The sequence below is a fragment of the Rhizobium sp. 3T7 genome (assembly GCF_020166565.1).
Taxonomy (GTDB): domain Bacteria; phylum Pseudomonadota; class Alphaproteobacteria; order Rhizobiales; family Rhizobiaceae; genus Rhizobium.
This window is the reverse complement of sequence record NZ_JAIQXS010000007.1, coordinates 182,741-198,721: the sequence shown is the minus strand read 5'-3', so window position 1 is coordinate 198,721 and position 15,981 is coordinate 182,741. Positions and strand designations below refer to the sequence as shown.

The 15,981-nt window shown below is 58.2% G+C and carries 15 protein-coding genes; 6 read left to right on the top strand and 9 right to left on the bottom strand.

What is annotated here, in order from left to right; all coding sequences use genetic code 11:
• Nucleotides 1–43: 43 nt before the first annotated feature.
• The 9 genes from K9B32_RS13105 to K9B32_RS13065 all read right to left on the bottom strand — a co-directional run bounded on the left by K9B32_RS13105 (nt 44) and on the right by K9B32_RS13065 (nt 10,013).
• Nucleotides 44–184 (bottom strand): hypothetical protein, encoded by a 141-nt coding sequence (locus tag K9B32_RS13105; RefSeq protein WP_224562690.1) that lies wholly within the window; start codon nt 182–184, stop codon nt 44–46.
• Between the two features lie 177 nt (nt 185–361).
• Nucleotides 362–1,519 (bottom strand): ABC transporter substrate-binding protein, encoded by a 1,158-nt coding sequence (locus tag K9B32_RS13100; RefSeq protein WP_411969705.1) that lies wholly within the window; start codon nt 1,517–1,519, stop codon nt 362–364.
• On the bottom strand, nt 1,516–2,742 hold the full coding sequence (locus K9B32_RS13095; RefSeq protein WP_224562688.1) for an MFS transporter: 1,227 nt from the start codon (nt 2,740–2,742) through the stop codon (nt 1,516–1,518). The genes K9B32_RS13100 and K9B32_RS13095 overlap by 4 nt, the downstream gene beginning before the upstream one ends.
• Nucleotides 2,739–4,619: an IucA/IucC family protein gene (locus tag K9B32_RS13090; RefSeq protein ID WP_224562844.1), complete on the bottom strand. Its 1,881-nt coding sequence runs from the start codon at nt 4,617–4,619 to the stop codon at nt 2,739–2,741. Before K9B32_RS13090 ends, K9B32_RS13095 begins: the two co-directional genes overlap by 4 nt.
• Nucleotides 4,616–5,758, bottom strand: coding sequence for an NAD/NADP octopine/nopaline dehydrogenase family protein (locus tag K9B32_RS13085; protein WP_224562686.1), 1,143 nt, complete (start codon nt 5,756–5,758; stop codon nt 4,616–4,618). The genes K9B32_RS13090 and K9B32_RS13085 overlap by 4 nt, the downstream gene beginning before the upstream one ends.
• The gene (locus K9B32_RS13080) at nt 5,755–6,765 is read right to left on the bottom strand and encodes a cysteine synthase family protein (RefSeq protein WP_224562684.1); all 1,011 of its coding nucleotides are present in this window, start codon (nt 6,763–6,765) and stop codon (nt 5,755–5,757) included. The genes K9B32_RS13085 and K9B32_RS13080 overlap by 4 nt, the downstream gene beginning before the upstream one ends.
• A gap of 11 nt (nt 6,766–6,776) precedes the next feature.
• The gene (locus K9B32_RS13075) at nt 6,777–8,141 is read right to left on the bottom strand and encodes a Y4yA family PLP-dependent enzyme (protein WP_224562682.1); all 1,365 of its coding nucleotides are present in this window, start codon (nt 8,139–8,141) and stop codon (nt 6,777–6,779) included.
• On the bottom strand, nt 8,138–8,566 hold the full coding sequence (locus K9B32_RS13070) for a ParB N-terminal domain-containing protein (RefSeq protein ID WP_224562681.1): 429 nt from the start codon (nt 8,564–8,566) through the stop codon (nt 8,138–8,140). Before K9B32_RS13070 ends, K9B32_RS13075 begins: the two co-directional genes overlap by 4 nt.
• Nucleotides 8,567–9,308: 742 nt before the next feature.
• Complete coding sequence (locus K9B32_RS13065; RefSeq protein ID WP_224562679.1) at nt 9,309–10,013, bottom strand: transcriptional regulator NanR; 705 nt, start codon at nt 10,011–10,013, stop codon at nt 9,309–9,311.
• Nucleotides 10,014–10,190: 177 nt separating this feature from the next.
• Between K9B32_RS13065 and oiaX the strand changes: the two genes are divergently transcribed.
• The 6 genes from oiaX (at nt 10,191) to K9B32_RS13035 (ending at nt 15,959) form a co-directional block, all read left to right on the top strand.
• Entirely contained in the window at nt 10,191–11,447 is a 1,257-nt protein-coding gene (gene oiaX, locus K9B32_RS13060) for a 3-oxo-isoapionate-4-phosphate decarboxylase OiaX (protein WP_224562677.1), read from the top strand.
• 5 nt (nt 11,448–11,452) lie between these two features.
• Nucleotides 11,453–12,787: a four-carbon acid sugar kinase family protein gene (locus K9B32_RS13055; RefSeq protein ID WP_224562842.1), complete on the top strand. Its 1,335-nt coding sequence runs from the start codon at nt 11,453–11,455 to the stop codon at nt 12,785–12,787.
• Nucleotide 12,788: 1 nt separating this feature from the next.
• Entirely contained in the window at nt 12,789–13,553 is a 765-nt protein-coding gene (locus K9B32_RS13050; protein WP_224562675.1) for a triose-phosphate isomerase, read from the top strand.
• Nucleotides 13,554–13,588: 35 nt separating this feature from the next.
• On the top strand, nt 13,589–14,035 hold the full coding sequence (locus tag K9B32_RS13045; RefSeq protein WP_224562673.1) for an RpiB/LacA/LacB family sugar-phosphate isomerase: 447 nt from the start codon (nt 13,589–13,591) through the stop codon (nt 14,033–14,035).
• A 76-nt stretch (nt 14,036–14,111) separates the two neighbouring features.
• Nucleotides 14,112–14,939 (top strand): phosphogluconate dehydrogenase C-terminal domain-containing protein, encoded by an 828-nt coding sequence (locus K9B32_RS13040; RefSeq protein ID WP_224562670.1) that lies wholly within the window; start codon nt 14,112–14,114, stop codon nt 14,937–14,939.
• 78 nt (nt 14,940–15,017) lie between these two features.
• Complete coding sequence (locus K9B32_RS13035; protein ID WP_224562667.1) at nt 15,018–15,959, top strand: D-ribose ABC transporter substrate-binding protein; 942 nt, start codon at nt 15,018–15,020, stop codon at nt 15,957–15,959.
• Nucleotides 15,960–15,981: the final 22 nt, after the last annotated feature.

Below are 15,981 nucleotides of genomic sequence, written 5' to 3'. Positions count from 1 at the left end.
CGCATCGTCGACGATCAAATGAAGCCGGCCTTGGGAGCACGATTCAGACCACTTTACAACGGAATGCCACGCCGAGATTATGCCGGGTGAGCACATCGCCGACCCGGCCCGAATGCATGAAGGGTGCCGTCAGCGAGGTAGCGATCTTGTCGGCGAATTTCAGCGCCAGATTGAGGTCGTGCATGGCGGCAATCCAACGACGATCGCCGTCAGGACAGACGCATACGAATGGACCAGACGATGATGCGCATCTGTGTTTGCCCATCCCAGGCGCAGGCGCAGTGCGCAAGACAATCCATCCCGCCCGTAGCAGGTGGAACCGGTTGCCACGAACCTCCCCATCCATTTGTCCGTGTCTGCGTTATCGGAGCGCAGCGTCGAGACTAACGGCGTAACCCGGCTTGTAACCGATCGGCAGAAAGCGCCGATGATATTCGGCGAATGTCTGATCGGGATCGAGATCCGCAAAGATGTCCGGGTGGAGCCATTTCGCAATCCATTGAACCGCAATGAACTCATATGGGCTATTGTAGAATTGGTGCCATATGCCGTGGAAATTGCGCTTCTCCTGCGCAGTCGTTCCGATATAGGCATCGCGTGTGGTGTACCATTCCAGCTTCTTGCGGGCAGCGTTCAGGTCGGCGCCCGGGCCGACGGGAATCCATCGTCCGCCGGGCACGTAAGCCTGCCAATCGGCGCTCGTGACGATGACATGGTCCGGATTGGAAACAACCACCTGTTCCGGATTGAGCTGGCCGAAGGTCGATGGAAGGATGCCACTGCCGATATTGTATCCGCCCGCCAACTCCACATACTTTCCGAAATTCTCGGCGCCAAACGTGAGGCAGCAATCCTCCGAATATCCGCCAATGCGTTCGATGAATACGCTGGGCCGCGTCGGCTTGGCTTTGGCGAGAACATTTTCCACGCGATCCATTGCTTCCTTGCGGAATGAGATGACCTCTTGCGCCCGCTCGTCCCGTCCCATGATCTTGCCGAGCAGTCTGATCGTCGGGTCGGTGTTCTTCAGCGGATAATGCCGAAAGTCGATATAGAGCACCGGAATATCGAGCATCGCGAGCTTCTCGATGTACTGAGCATCCTCATTGGCCTGCTTGGCTTCGAGGTTGAGGAGAACGACATCGGGCTTTTTAACAATGGCGGATTCGATGTCGATCAGGCTGCCTTCATGTCCCTTGAAGGTCGGTAGTTTGGCGAGCTCGGGAAACGTCTCGAGATATTGCTTATAAGTTGCGGGGTCGGCCTCGATCAGGTCGTTGCGCCAGGCGACGATACGCTCCAGCGGATTTTCTCTGTCCAGTGAGGCGACCAGATAGAGCTGGCGGCCCTCTCCCAGAAGCATACGGCGGACAGGCACATTCACCTTCACCTCTCGTCCGGCAATGTCCGTAACCGTGATTGACGTTTGCTGAACAGGTTTATCTTCGGCGCGGGTTGCCACCGGAATAGACAAAGCCAGAAGCAGCAGGGACATGAAACCAAAGCGTCGTCGATTCACAATGCATCTCCAATCGGTATATGCGAGCGCACGGACAACCACAGCCCGAGCGCAGCGACAAGGGACGCTGCATAAAGCAGCGAGACAAGGGGATAAATGGTCTGCAGGCCGAACAGTTGGGTCATGCCGGCACCGATGGAGATGCCCACGATGGACGCGATCTGCTGACATGACTGGGAAAGCCCCAGCGCTGAGCCTTGGCGATTGCTCACGGTTGCGGAAGACACGAGTGAGACGAGGATCGGTGTCGTTCCCCCCAGCAATCCGCCCCAGAGGAAATAGAGAGCGGCAAAAAACGTCACGGATCGCGTCATCCCTGCGACGAGGGCGAGAACGGCGCAGCCTCCGGCAATGATGATGATCCAGCCCAGAATGAACGTGGCAGAACGGTTATTGAAAAAGCGAGCCCAGGCAGGTGCCGCTACGATGAAGCCAAACGCCAACAGGCCATAGCTGAAGCCCGTCATCCAATGTGGCGCGTGAAAAACGTCCTGCATGTAAAGCGCGAACGGCACTTGCAAAACCATTCGGCTGGCAAGCATCATTCCCATCAATATCAGGAGACCCCAAACCGGCGCCTCTTGCGGGGTGGAGTGAACCGATACCTGGCTCGATTTGGCCGAAGCGCCTTCTCCTCCTGAAGGTTGCGGCAATGCGATCCAGGCGACACACGTGCAGGCGGCGCAGATGAGGCCGGCTGCAAGGTTGATCGCCATGAACGACGACGCGTCGAGGATGAGCCCCCCCAGGAAGGCACCACCGAGAGAGCCAACATTGGTCGCCACCTGAAGCCAGGTGAGCAGCACCCCACGATGGCGGCCGCCGGTAATCTGGATACCATAGGCTTGAGCAGGCGCGATGTACCCAGCGCAAGCCCCTTGCAGAAATCGAAGGAACAGGATCGACCAGACATCCTGGGCGAAGGCAACGAGAAGCTGCGTGACCGCAAGCCCCGTGAGCGCCCGTACCATCATCAGACGGTTGCCGAAGCGGTCTCCCACTCTCCCCCAAAGCGTGCTGGTCAGCGAGACGCCGAGCATCGGGCAGACATAGACCCCAATACCCGCCAGCGCGAATACACCGGTGGAGGACGATAGTTCCTCGATACGCAACGGCCAGAACGGGCCGCTCATCTCCATCGCTCCCATGGAGATGAATTGCAGGGCGAAAAGAATGCCAAAAACCGGCCCGAAGCTTTTTATGATGGTAATTGTGCCGGTCATGGAGTTTCGGACAATGGATTCGGCAATTCATGTTCCACGCGGTAGTCGCGATATCGCTCTAGATGCATACGCAGGACGGAACGCGTCGGCCAGGGCAGCTTTAGAAACGCGTCACGTTCTTCCAGCCAGAATTCGTCCGACAACATCCTTGGACGCAGGCGGTCGAAGGTCTCTTCGATACCTTGACGGAGGATGGACCAGGCCTCGGTCAGCCCATATTGCTCGTTGAGGCAAAGCGCAACCTCATGGAGATGGCACACCAGGCAGGCGTCAATCACAAATGATCGCACCAGCCGGATGTCATCGTTGAACGTGGTGGGCAAGATGCCGGCGCGGGTGAAGGGCTTCAATCTGTACCCGCGGGCCTCGAATAAGGGCGCAAAGCTTCGGCCATCGCCGAAGTCCCGGATCACCAACCTCTTGGGACGCCCCGAGGGGTCAAACAGGATCGTGCTGTTTTGCTGGTGCGCCTCGAATGCGATTCCGTAGAGAAGATACATAGCCATGGTCGGCTGCAAAACGACATCAACATAGGATCGGAAAAACTCAGCCGCCGCCGCTTTGTCGCCTCCGTTTCGGCCAATCAGTTCGCAGATTAGCGGACGGCCGTTGACGGGGCTCGCAGCCAGCAGCGCAGCAACCGTAACAGGCATCCACCCATCGTTGCGGGCGAGTGCGCCGATCTCCCGATAAACGACCGACAGGAAACGGCCCGGATGTTCGTCGCCGGTGTGGGGGTTGTGCAGAATCGCACCCAGTTCCTCGCGGAAGAACTCCAGTTTGCCGCGAATGTCGTCGTCCGCGGCAAGAATATCCGAGATCAGTGTGCTTAGGCGTGGTCCCATATGAATGGATTTCGCCTGCAGCGTCCGCTGCTCACTCGTCATCCAGATCGCAACTGGAAGCTTGATGAACGGCTGTGGTTCATCGCGATCCGGCAACATGGTCCGGAACGACATGGATGGGATCGTTACGATGTCCGGCCCGTCGACGACAAGGACACCGGATGCGATCTCATTGGCAAACTCGCGGCGGACGAAGTGCTCCAAGTGCCATGAGTGGATCGGCAGTGGCAACCAATCTTGCGGAACCCGCCCCTCCTCAGCCAAGGCTTCGCTCCAGGTATCCCAGAGTTCCGGGTAGCTCGTGGAGAACCAGCCATTGTAGCTGTCGACATGGGGCATCGTCTCGGCATAGGCCCAGTCCTTGCGCAATGCAGCGATCCGAAGATTGACCCGAGCACCGCACTCTGGCGACAACGCCTTGACTTCGGCTGCGGACAGACCCGGCTTGGCCTTCCAGGTTGGATAGAAAGGATGCCCCTCAAGCGAACCCCACTGGTCCAATACCATGGCAGCCTGATGGCTGGGCAGTGTTGCATTGAGATAGGAAATAAAGCCGCTCTTTCCAGCAGTCGCAATATCCTGCTTGAGGGAAGCGGTCCAGTCTCTCCGATGGCAACGGACCAGAGCATCGTTCTCCATGCTGCTTTCGATGTCAGACAGCAAACGCGCGACGCCATCCGGTGCCGGTTCGACTGACCACTCAGTACTGATTTCGGCAATCAGCTCAGCAGGGTCTTCCAAGCGGCGGCGCTGCCCCTTCTCGTCCAGAACCTCGATGTCCCCATGATTCAGCATCGTATTTGCAGGCAATCGGCGCAGGTCGGTGAAATGAAGAATTTTCCGGGAAGACCACAGAGGAAGCCATGCTTGACTTTGTTTAACAGGCCACAGCAAGGCGTCTGGGTTGAGAATTCGCTCCGCGAAAAGGCACCGTACGAGCCGCGTGAGCGCATTCCGCTTCGCCGGCTCCAAGGCCTGCGATTCCGGCGTTCCTGCAGGCTTTTCCGATAACGAGAGAATGTTTTTGTTCATGCGATTGCCTCCGCCCATTTCGCGGGAACATAGTTCAGAGGTGGCTGGGACAGATTGCCGTGATAGGCTCTTGCCCAATGATAGGTGGTTTCAATGGCAGGAACCGCGACGTCCAGCCGCTTGGCGATTTCTAATAGAAGCGCCTGACCGAAGGCGATATCCTCATGGAACGCCCGGCTTGCGCGGTCGATTACAAAGCCCGGTCCTGGAGAATTCGGAACAAGCGGCGCCTGAATGCCGGCATAGGCCTTGTTGGTTCTAAGCAGCGAATACATGGTGCTGTCATCACCGATCTGGTCGCCATAAGCTTCAATAAGTTCGTGCCGGAGGGGTTTGACGCTCGCGAGGTCGATATTTAAGCGCCTTTCGGCGGCACGCTTGATGGCCTGGTTTTCAGCGTCGCACGCTTCCAGCATTTCCGCACCGGCCTGCGGGCAATCGCTCCACCAGTAAATCGGCTCATCGAAAGGCCGATGCTGCCACGGAGCTCCCGGTCCAAGCAGACCGTAGAGCACAGCCGGATGCATCAGGGCATTCCCGGGTGTCAGCGTGATTTCGAGGTAGTCTTCAAGCATGGTCACTGGCGCTTCGTATAGCCGGCCTACCATGTCGAGAAGTCCAGCCCTTGCCTCCGCCGTCTCGCGGCGATGAAGAGCGACGTAAAGCTCCGCCTTGGCGCCACCCATTCTTACCTCGCTGCAGGGAGCGAGATTGTAGGCAGTGTGCGGAACATCCTTCATTCCCCAGATCACGATATTGTCGTGTCCGCTGAAGGCGCTTTCCGCGAGCCAGTCGAAGCCGCAAAAGCCGGGTATCGCACCGACATAGACCGGCTTGTGTCTCGGCAGATGAGAGGCAATCTGTTGCAGCAATACCGGACGGGCTTGCGCAGGCTGTGTCACGACCACGAGGTCCGTATCAGCAAGCACTATCCGGGGATTTGTTCCGACAAGATCGATTTTTCCCTTAAGAACCTCATCGTCGGAGACATGCGCCTGCCAGACCTGCTCCCCTTCCCTCCACCGTCTCGCGACATCAGCAGACGATGTCAGAACGGACACCTCTATGCCGTCCTGTTGCTTGAACAGGACGGCATTCAGATGGCCGGTGCGTCCGGCCCCACAAATTGTCACTTTCATGCCGCGCGGACCCGTCCGAGCAGCCACGTGTCCAATTGATCTGCAATGGACGGATCGAGGAGCCCGCGCTTTGCCATCCACTCGTCGTCAAAGACGGAGCCGAGATATTTTTCGCCGCCGTCGGCCACGGTCGTGACAACCGTACCGCCAAGCTTGCCGGAGGCGATGAACTCCAGTGCCTTGAAAATAGCTCCGCCCGTCGAGCCGCCGACAAGAAGAGCCTTGCGCCGAGCAATATAGCGCGCGGTTTCGAACGCCTGGACGTCGGTCACCTGTACGCCCTCGTCGATGCAACCGTAATCCAGCACCTTACCGACCTCGTCGCCCGCCGGCGTGCCCGTTCCGGACTGGAAATAGGGATGTCCTGGCTGCCCGAAGACGATAGAGCCGGCCGGCTCTACAGCGACGGTGCGGACCGTGGGAATCTTTTGTTTCAGACGCTGGGAGATGCCGGTCATCGAGCCACCGGTCCCGACGCATCCCACAAAGGCGTCAATACCGTTCGGAAGTTGCGCCATCAGTTCATCGACATAATCCGCGTAGCCTTCGGGATTGGCTGGATTGTCGGACTGGTTCATGAACATGGCGCCCGGCAACTGCGCTCCCAGCTGGGCGGCTAGCCTCTGCCTTGCAACGACGGCGACTTCGGCTTCCTTGAAATCACCCTCGACATACCGGATTTCGGCGCCGAGCGCCCGCATCATGCGGATTTTGTCGGGCGCAGCATGATGATCCACGACCGCAATGAAGTTGAGCCCGAACTCCACGGCCGCCAGCGCCAGCCCGATCCCGGTGTTTCCAGAGGAAGATTCGACAATAGTGCCGCCTGCCACGAGACGGCCATCCTTCAGCGCGGCCACGACCATGCTGCGAGCCATTCGATCCTTCATCGAGCCGCCCGGATTGTTCTTCTCTATCTTCAACACCAAAACGGAATTCCGGCTTGGAACTTCGATGGACATAACCGGGGTGCGACCAATCAACTGCGTCACATTCGTGGGAAGCATGCTTTCCTCTCCTAGTTGTCAGGATTGACGGATAGTTCTCCGGTTGGGCTTTCCGTAACGCACAACCGTTTGGGCATGGGATGCCGGTGAAACTCGTTCTCGAGAAGGTCCATCTGGTAACCGGCCGTATTGGCCCAGACCAGAAGATCGCCGGCTTGAGGTGCTGTGGAGAAATTCAGCCAGCGATTGCTCAGCACATCCTCGTCCAGGCAGCTGTGCCCGGCAATGTAAGCGCGCACCGATTTCGGCGGTTCGACCCGTTCGGCTATCGGCACCAGCATGGGATCGACGAGGAACTCAGACGCAAACCAAGTCTCGCAAGCGCTGAAGCTGCTTCCCTCTACGAAGATCACGCTGTTACCGCGGCCCATATCCTTGACTCTGGTGATGCGGAAGACGGACAAGGCAGCCTGGTCAGCCAAGGATCGACCCGGCTCCATGGCGAGCGTCAGCTTTTGCTCTCGCAAGTAATCAGCGATGCTCTGGCTTGAGTTGGCCTGCGCGGAAAGAAAATCTCGAAGCCACTCGCCGGCCGATATCGCACCCCCGTAGGGATAGAACGAATCCGGCGCTTTTCCCGTGCGATAGTCCTCCGCCTTCTGATCGGCCAGATGTGCTGCCCAGGCCACTTCCGACACATACTGGACCGGCAGTCCACCGCCGATATCGATCATCCGCGGTGACAGGCCGAAAGCCCGCGCCTCACCGATCAAGCCGAAAGTTTCTCGTATTGCCGCTGCCCTGTCTTCCCATCGATATCCGCTAAGATGGAAATGGAAGCCATCGAGACGCAGCCGTGTATCGCCTGCAATCCGGCGAAGGCATGATCTGATGGCCTGCGCTGGCATTCCAAAACGACTTCTCTCGTGCCCTTCTGGCCGCACTCGCAAGAGGACAGATTGTTCGTTGGCATCCGAAGGAATTAGCCCGAGGAAATCGTCCAACTCTTCCTGGCTGTCGACAGAGACAAATGCACCCGAGCGAACAAGCTCTTCATGGAACTCTCTGCTTTTCGCCGGTCCCGTTGCCACAATGTCTCGGCCGCCAGCACCGACCCGTACTGCATCGCGCAGTTCATAGACGCTCGACACATCTACGCCGGCGCCACTGCGGAGTGCTGCCGCCATCAACGCGGAGGATTTATTGACTTTTGCGCCGTAAAAGATCGTGTGAACGATTTGGTGTTTTTCGAGAATGTTCTTCAAGGTTCGAACATTCCTGATCAGTTCTGACGGCCAAATCAGGTGGAGGGGCGAGCCATATTGCTCGACCCACGCAGTCATCTTGCTTGAGCTCCCCGCGAGAAAGGTTGCGACCGGTGGCGAAAGGACCGGGAACAGCTCCCTGTCGATTTTGGTTGCCGGCTGAAACGTCATCCGGCCCTCCGCTTCGAAATCTCTACAGGCTGCCGCACCGTTCGATGGCGCAGCTCGTCGAGCGATACCTCACATTTTGGAAAGTCTCCTGAGTAGAAATGGCGCGTGGTCTTGATCGGGAACTTCCTGCCGCTCTTCGCCATCGCGAAAATTTGCTCTGGTGTGATCGTCTCGTCGGCGCGCCAAGCCTCCACTCGGACATCACGATAATCGAGCAGCAGGCTGGGAATTGCCTCAAGACCCAGACGAAGAGCCACAGCAAGCCGGTGATGGCCGTCCATGACAAAAAGTGCACTCTTCTCCACCAGGATGGGAACCGTCCAGCGTCCCGCGTTCAGAATCTGCGCCTGGACGGCATCAATGCGATTTGGATCGGTCTCTTCGGTGGGGGTTAGATCGCGAGGCGAAAGAAAGCGATACGTCATGGTTCTCCAGCTTACCGTTCTTACGTTTTGTCGAATCAAACTTGATTATTTTAATCATATATTGCTCGTGTAACGCGACTGTGACGACAGTGTCAACCGCAGGGTTCATGCGTGGATTCATTAGGTTACGAATTTGATTGAACGGCCGGCCTGTGTGCCAAAGTGATGCTTGCGAGAACTTGGCGTAACGGAAGGCAGCTTGACCCGAGTCCTTGTACCGAAACGTTGGACCTAGGCAGCCGGCAGAAGACTATCGGCTGGCAGTGCTGGGTAGTCATACATTTCGACGACCCCCAGAGAGCTATGATTCAGTTAATAGAGCCAATGGCTTAGACAGAAACACTTACGTGTGATGTTATCACGAACGCTCCATCGCTGTTCGTCGTGGACCGCTCCTTCCGGAGCTACCCGGGGCAGTCAGATCGATGGCCATCTCACTCAAGAACGAATGCAGAAGGTCCTCTTCCACGTCGGAGAAGAACGAAGCTTATGGATCGTAATTTTCAGCGCTTTTGCGGGTCCAGGATCCTCGCCACCAACTGCTCAGCCGAAAGGGTCGTCCGATAGTGGCATTCGACAAAACTTCCTGGTTTCGCCCGGTATGTTGCCATCAGAAGGTGCTTGAAGAAAACGCAGCATGCCGTTGAGATTACGTTTATACAGCTCGACCGCGAGACTGAACCGCGAACATTAAACGCGAGTGCCAACGTGAGCGGCGCCACCGTTCCGGACATCCGAGCTGTCATTTCCCATAAAGCGCACGAGACCGCTCAAGGTGCTTGAGAATCGCCGTCTCAGAACCGTCGACATCGTGTTCCTCGAGCCGGGCGAGGATCTCTTCGTGTTCGACCAGAGTGAATTTCTCTTTGCCAGTCCAGATCAGCATGTCGGTGTGGTATTCCTTCAGCCAAGCAAGCATGGCTTCGCTGACGGCGACAAAGATCGGATTTCCAGAGATCTGAGCGATCCGGGTATGGAACTCCATGTCGGCGTTGATGAACCGATCGGCATCGCCAAGCGAATTTCGCTGACGCTGAATTATGCTCTTCAGATCAACGATGTCGGCCTTCGATGCGCGCTGTGCGGCTTCGCGGGCCATGCCGCGCTCGAAGAAGATGCGGGCGTTCTTCAAGTGCTCCAGCGTATCATTTGACTGAGCCAGCATGATCTTTGCCGTCAGGTCGACCTGGCGGAGGATCGACTGTGCCGTCAACTTTAGGACTCTCGCGCGTTCGCCGTGTGAAATGCTGACGAGGCCCTTGTTGGCAAGCGACTGCATCGCCTCGCGGATGGCCGGTCGGCCGACGCCAAATCTCTCCATCAACACGCGCTCGGAGGGCATCTCGTCGCCGGGCTGCAACTCGCCCGACGTGATCAACCGTTCTAGTCGATCAAATACCTCGTCTGACAGTTTCCGACGGACGATTTGTTCGATGGGCTGGGTCATGAGGTCTCGCTGGCTCAATTATCACCTCCTCCTACTACTTTCCGCGCTTTGCGCAAAGCGTCCCCTAATTTGCAGGTCCGCAAAATTTCGCTTCCAATCAATTGGAATACTCATTATACCACATCACGAGTTGACGCCATGACAATTTGATCTGGCGAGAGGAGCAACTGCTATTTCATGATGATTACGCTGACCTACCGCATCGAGACGCCCAGCAGTATCGAGGCTATGGCGGACAAGATCGCAAGCGACCAGTCGACTGGAACCTTTGTGCCTATTCCTGGCGAGACAGAGGAGCTGAAGTCACGCGTCGCAGCGCGTGTCCTGGCGATCCATCCGCTTGACGATGCGAACTATCCTACCTGGCCCGAGGCGGCTCCTGGTACGCGCCTTAGGCGCGCCGACGTCGAAATCGCCTTCCCTCTGGACGCGATCGGAACCGATCTCTCGGCGCTGATGACAATCGCGATCGGCGGTGTCTTTTCCATCAAGGGCATGACCGGCATCCGGGTCGTTGACATGAAGCTGCCTGGCGCCTTCAAGGACGCGCATCCCGGACCGCAGTTCGGCATTGCTGGCAGCCGCCGTCTCACCGGCGTCGAAGGACGCCCGATCATCGGAACGATCGTGAAGCCGGCATTGGGGCTTCGTCCACACGAAACGGCGGAACTCGTTGGCGAGCTGATCGAATCCGGCGTGGACTTCATCAAGGATGACGAGAAGCTGATGAGCCCGGCCTATTCGCCGCTCAAGGAGCGCGTCGCAGCGATCATGCCGCGTATTCTGGACCACGAGCAGAAGACCGGCAAGAAGGTCATGTATGCGTTCGGCATCTCGCATGCCGACCCCGATGAGATGATGCGCAACCACGACATCGTCGCCAAGGCCGGCGGCAACTGCGCCGTCGTCAACATCAACTCGATTGGCTTCGGTGGCATGAGTTTCCTGCGCAAGCGCTCCAGCTTGGTGCTGCATGCGCATCGAAATGGCTGGGACATACTGACGCGCGCGCCCGGCGCTGGGATGGATTTCCGGGTCTATCAGCAGTTCTGGCGTCTGTTGGGAGTCGACCAATTTCAGATCAACGGCATCCGCGTGAAGTATTGGGAACCAGACGAAAGCTTCGTCTCGTCCTTCAAGGCCGTCAGTACGCCGCTCTTCAATGGTTCAGACTGCCCGCTGCCCGTCGCCGGCTCCGGCCAGTGGGGAGGTCAAGCCCCCGAGACGTATCGGCGAACCGGCGGCACGACCGATCTTCTCTACCTTTGTGGAGGCGGCATTGTAAGCCATCCGGGTGGCCCGGCAGCCGGCGTTCGTGCCGTGCAGCAGGCATGGCAAGCCGCCGTCGCCGACATCCCGCTCGACGTTTACGCAAGGAATCATCCGGAACTGGCCGCCTCAATCGCCAAGTTCAGCGATGGCAGAGGCGCATGAGCGCTATGGAAAGGCTCCTCGTCAGCTACTACGGCGATGACTTCACCGGTTCAACCGACGTCATGGAGGCCATGGCATCGCACGGTGTTGCGACCGCCCTCTTTCTCGACATCCCCTCGCCCGAAACACTCGATCGCTTCAAGGATTGCCAGGCCATCGGGATTGCCGGCACAAGCCGGAGCGAAACACCCGCATGGATGCAACAGCATCTGACGCCAGTCTTCGAATGGCTAAGGTCGCTTAACGCGGATGTTTGCCATTACAAGGTCTGCTCGACCTTCGACTCCAGTCCTAAGACCGGAAGTATCGGGAAGGCGATCGAGATCGGGCGCGCGATTTTCGACCAATCCGTGGTGCCGGTCGTCGTCGGCGCGCCGCAACTGAAGCGCTACACGGCGTTCGGCAATCTTTTTGCCGCTTATCAGGGCAACGTTTATCGCATCGACCGTCATCCGGTGATGAGCCGCCATCCGGTCACTCCTATGGGCGAGGCCGATCTGGCTGTTCACCTGTCGAAGCAGACGAAATTGCCTGTTGCCGTGGCTGATCTTGCAATGATCACCATGGGCGACGCCGACCTGCGGGTCGACCAATTGGCGTCGAACTCGGGCGGGATTGTGCTCATAGATGTAGATTCGGAGGCAACGCAGGCGGCCGCAGGCTGCCATCTCATACGCCTTGGACGTCAGTTCGGTGGTTTCGTCGCTGGCTCGTCTGGAATCGAGTACGCGCTCCTAAATGCCTGGCGCCAGAGCGGCGTGGTTACAGGGCATGCAGACTTCCCTGACGTAGGCCCGGTCGACCGACTTGCCGTCGTCTCGGGCAGCGTATCGCCAACGACTGAACGCCAAATTCGCAAAGCCGTAGACGACGGCTTCGAGAGCATATCACTCGATCCCCTTTCGTTGGTGTCGGGAGATAGCGACGGAGCGGTTGATGCAGCCGTTCGCGACGGTATCCAAAGGCTCAGGGACGGCAAGAGCGTCATCCTCCACACGGCGCTTGGACCGACGGCGGACGTCGGCGCCCACATGGATGAGGTTCCAGGCGCCCGTCACGAGCTTGGACGAGCGCTGGGTACCGTGCTTCGCCGCCTGATTGAAAGCGAGGGACTTTCCCGTGCGGTTATTGCCGGCGGCGATACATCCAGCCACGCCCTCAGGCAGTTGAAGATCGAGGCATTGACTACGCTTCTCCCGCTCCCACAGACGCCTGGCTCTCCGCTCTGCCTCGCCCATGGAAGCTATCCTCCGACCAACGGCCTGCAGATCGCTTTGAAGGGCGGTCAGGTCGGAACGGACGGATACTTCGCTCAGATACGCGATGGAAGGAAGAACTGAGATGGTTCTGTGGGTCGGCACGAGCTTCAAGATGAACAAGACCCTCGAGGAGGCGCTCGCTTTCGCGAACCGCCTAGCGGAGACTGACCGAGACCGCGATACACGCATACAGCGGTTCGTCATCCCGTCCTTTACCGCTGTGCGCGAGGTGCAACGCGTGCTTGCGGCGACGTCGGTCAAAGTCGGCGCTCAAAACATGCACTGGGAAGATTCCGGCGCGTGGACCGGCGAGGTCTCCGCGCCGATGCTGAAGGATTGCCAGCTCGACATTGTGGAACTCGGCCACTCGGAACGCCGTGAACACTTTGGAGAAACCGACGAAACCGTCGCTCTGAAGGTCGCCGCCGCCGTTCGACACGGTCTGACGCCATTGATCTGCATCGGAGAAACCTTGCAGGAACGCCAAGCCGGCCACGCCGACGACGTCCTACGGCGCCAAGTCGAGAAAGCCTTGGAGCTTGTCGCAGGCGAAGTTGAACCCGCTCCTATCCTCCTCGCCTACGAACCCGTCTGGGCGATCGGCGTCAATGGCATTCCGGCGAGCGCCGACTACGCCTGCGAGCGGCACGGCAAAATCGCCGAGGTCGCGACAGGCGTTCTCGGTCGGTCTGTGCCGGTTCTCTATGGGGGGAGCGTGAGCCCTCAAAACTGCGAAGAACTCGTTTCCCAAGCCCACATCGATGGCTTGTTCATCGGTCGGTCGGCTTGGTCCATCGAGGGTTACCTCGACATTCTCCGCCGCGCTTCCGCGGCGGTTGAACGCTGATTCATGTGCCCGAAGGCCAGTGAAAGGAAGCTGCCATGAAGATTGCAATAGGCGCGGACAGCGCCGGAAAACCGCTACTCGATGTGATTGCTGCCCACCTCGCCGGCAAAGCGGATTTTGAAGTCCATGATCTCAGCCAATCCGGCTTCTACGCCGACCTGTCACAGAAACTCGCGCAGACAATTGTCGACGGTCAACATCAGCGCGGCATCTTGATTTGTGGCACGGGAATAGGAGTTTGCATCTCGGCAAACAAGGTTCCTGGGATCCGCGCCGCGCTGACGCATGACACCTACTCGGCGGAACGCGCGGCTAAATCGAACAACGCTCAGATCATTACGATGGGCGCGCGCGTCATCGGACCCGAACTCGCCAAGTCCATTGTGGATGTCTGGCTTTCGTCCGAGTTCGACCCCCAAGGTCCTTCGGCGGGAAACGTCGAAGCGATCGATCGGCTCGACGCTGAAAAACAGCCTTCTTAACAATTAAGTGGTGATATGGTGATTGACTCATTATACCAGTATATGATCCTATCCAAAACTCAAAAGGTGAGGAAACATGACTAAGATTGCCCTCTTCGGCGCCGGCGGGAAAATGGGATACCGGCTTGCGAAAAATCTTATGGGTTCGCGTTTCGACGTGCGCCACGTTGAGGTTAGCGACGCAGGTAAGACCCGTTTGAAGAATGATCTTGGCCTCGATTGCCTACCAGTCGATGCTGCCCTCGATGGCGCGGAAGTGGTTATCCTTGCTGTGCCAGACACCGTGATCGGGAAAGTCGCGGCAAGCGTCGTCGACAAGCTGAAACCCGGCACCATGGTGGTCGCGCTTGATGCTGCGGCTCCCTTTGCCGGTCACCTGCCGAAGCGCGACGATCTCACCTATTTCGTCACCCATCCATGTCATCCGCCAATTTTCAACGACGAGACAGACATGCAGGCGAAGAAGGACCACTTCGGCGGCCTGTTCGCCAAGCAGCACATTGTTTCGGCGCTGATGCAAGGACCAGAAAGCGCCTACGCGCTGGGCGAGGAAATCGCCAAAGTCATCTGGGCTCCGGTCATGCGCTCGCACCGGGTCACGGTCGACCAGCTTGCCATGCTCGAACCTGGCCTGTCGGAAACGGTGTGCGCATCGCTGCTCGTCGTCATGCGACAGGCCATGGACGAATGCGTTACACGCGGCGTGCCGGAAGAAGCTGCCCGCGACTTCCTGCTCGGCCATATGAACGTACTCGGCGCGGTCATCTTTAAGGAAGTCGACGGCGTCTTCTCAGATGCCTGCAACAAGGCGATCGAGTTCGGCATTCCAGCGCTCATGCGCGACGACTGGAAGAAGGTATTCGAACCACAGGAGATCGCCGAAAGCATCCGGCGCATCACCTGAACCGGCTTGGGGGAGGCAAGACCTTCCCCTCAACCGCCCCAAGGGAGACGGGGTTTTGTTCACACTCGGGAGGAAGAAATGAAATTAGCGCGTAGACTGACACTTGCAGCCTTTGCCGGCGCACTGGCGCTCGCAACGGCCATTCCGGCCTATTCGGCCGATCTCATCGCCATCATCACGCCGGCGCATGACAATCCCTTCTTTAAGGCCGAAGCCGTCGGCGCCGAAGCAAAGGCGAAGGAGCTTGGCTACGAAGCCCTTATCATGACGCATGACGACGACGCCAACAAACAGTCAGAAATGATCGACACCGCGATCGGCCGCGGCGCCAAGGCGATCATTCTCGACAACGCTGGAGCGGACGCGTCCGTCGCAGCTGTCAAGAAGGCAAAGGATGCGGGCATTCCCTCCTTCCTGATCGATCGCGAAATCAACGCAACCGGCGTTGCCGTCGCCCAGATCGTCTCGAACAATTATCAGGGCGCCCAACTCGGCGCGCAGGAATTCGTCAAGCTGATGGGCGAGAAAGGCAATTACGTCGAGCTGGTCGGCAAGGAGTCCGATACCAATGCCGGCATCCGCTCGCAAGGCTATCACGACGTCATTGACGATTATCCGGACCTGAAGTCTGTCGCCAAGCAGTCGGCCAACTGGAGCCAGACGGAAGCCTATTCGAAGATGGAAACCATCCTGCAGGCAAATCCCGACATCAAGGGCGTCATTTCAGGCAACGACACGATGGCCATGGGCGCGATCGCAGCACTGCAGGCGGCCGGGCGCAAGGACGTGATCGTCGTCGGCTTCGACGGCTCCAACGACGTGCGCGACTCCATCAAGTCTGGCGGCATCAAGGCGACCGTTCTGCAGCCGGCCTATGCGCAGGCTCAGTTGGCCGTCGAGCAGGCAGACGCCTACATCAAGAACAAGACCACGCCCAAGGAAGAGAAGCAGTTGATGGACTGCGTTTTGATCAACGCAGACAATGTTGAAAAGCTCGAGACCTTCGCTCTGACGAACTAACAGCAACGGGGTACTGCAAAGG